The sequence below is a fragment of the Niastella sp. sgz303648 genome (genome assembly GCF_059587045.1).
Genome location: NZ_JCAPSW010000055.1, coordinates 1 through 1,499, shown reverse-complemented (window position 1 = coordinate 1,499; position 1,499 = coordinate 1). Strand labels below are relative to the sequence as shown.

Sequence of the window (1,499 nt, the reverse complement as noted above, 5' to 3'; positions counted from 1 at the left end):
GCTCTATGCAGAGCGGCACCAGCACCCCGGCTCCCACGCCCTGCTTATGCAGGTAATGCGCCAGCTGGTTCGTGCGCTCATCCAGCTCCCGATAGCTCAAACGCGATCCCTCATATACCACCGCTACTGCATCCGGCGACTGGCCGGCCTGCGCTACAAACTGATCTACCACCGTGCCTGCAATGCCATAATCCACCGTTGTGGCATTGAACAACCCGAGCTCATCCCGTTCGCTTTCACTTATCAGCTCCAACATGCCTACGCGACGATCCGGGTACTGTACCACAGCGCGAAGCAATTGCACATAATGATCCGACATCCGACCGATCGTATCGGCTTCATACAGGTCTGTGCAATATTCAATGTCTGCCGCCAGTCCGGCCTCCGTTTCCGTAACCGACAACATCATATCGAATTTCGACGTTGTGTGCTCCGGATGTAGCAACGTAAGCTGCAGACTGCCGGCACCCGCCTGTTCTTTCCCTTGCCGGGATTTGTTTTGCAACGTGAACATTACGTTGAACAAAGGATGGCGACTCATATCACGATCACGCACCACTGCTTCCACGACCTTTTCGAATGGCACATCCTGGTGCGCATAGGCGCCCAGCGTTGTCTGCTTCACCGATGACAACAGATCCCTGAATGTGACATCGCTGTTTACTTCCGTGCGCAACACCACCGTATTGACAAAAAATCCGATCAGGCCTTCTACTTCAGCCAGCGGACGATTCGCCACAGGCGTTCCTACACTAATATCTGATTGGCCGCTGTAGCGGTTTAACAACAATTTGAATGCAGACAACAGCAGCATGAATAGCGTCACGCCCTCCTGCTGCGACAGCAACTGTAGCTGTCCCAACAACGAAGCATCGATCATAAAACCATGCGAACGGCCTCTGCTGCTTTGGATCGCAGGACGCGGATGATCGGTTGGAAGCTGCAAAGTCTCCGCCCCCGACAATTGATCCCTCCAGTATTGCAGCTTTCTCTCCAACACTTCTCCCTGCAGATACGAGCGTTGCCAGATCGCATAATCCGCGTATTGCACAGGCAATACCGGCAGCGATACAGGAACACCATTCTCTACATCGCTATACAGCGCCATGAACTCTTCTATGAGGATCGAATTAGACCATCCATCCGAAGCGATGTGATGAAGGGTTGCGATCAATATATATTCTCCGGAACCCAGGCTCAATAACCGGGCACGAACAGGATAATCGGCCGACAGAGCAAAAGGCTGATCCACAAGGGATGCCAGCAAATCTTCCAGTTCACTGCCTTTCAGGCCTGGTCGTTCCAAAACTTCCAACCGCCAGGCATCCGGAGCTAAGATCTGCTGATAAGGATGGCCATCACGGTCACGGATAACTGTTCGCAACGCTTCATGACGGTCGATGATATGACGGAATACTTTTTCGAGTACTTCTTCACGAATATGGCCTTCCAATTTCAATATCGCCGGCAAATGATATTGCACACTCCCCTCCAGCCTA

1 protein-coding gene is annotated in these 1,499 nt (G+C 52.4%); it reads right to left on the bottom strand.

Annotated features, from left to right (window positions below; genetic code table 11):
• Window positions 1-1,483: condensation domain-containing protein (locus AC59IL_RS38870; RefSeq protein WP_496557658.1), on the bottom strand; the 1,483-nt coding region annotated here is incomplete at its 3' end.
• Window positions 1,484-1,499 lie beyond the last annotated feature (16 nt).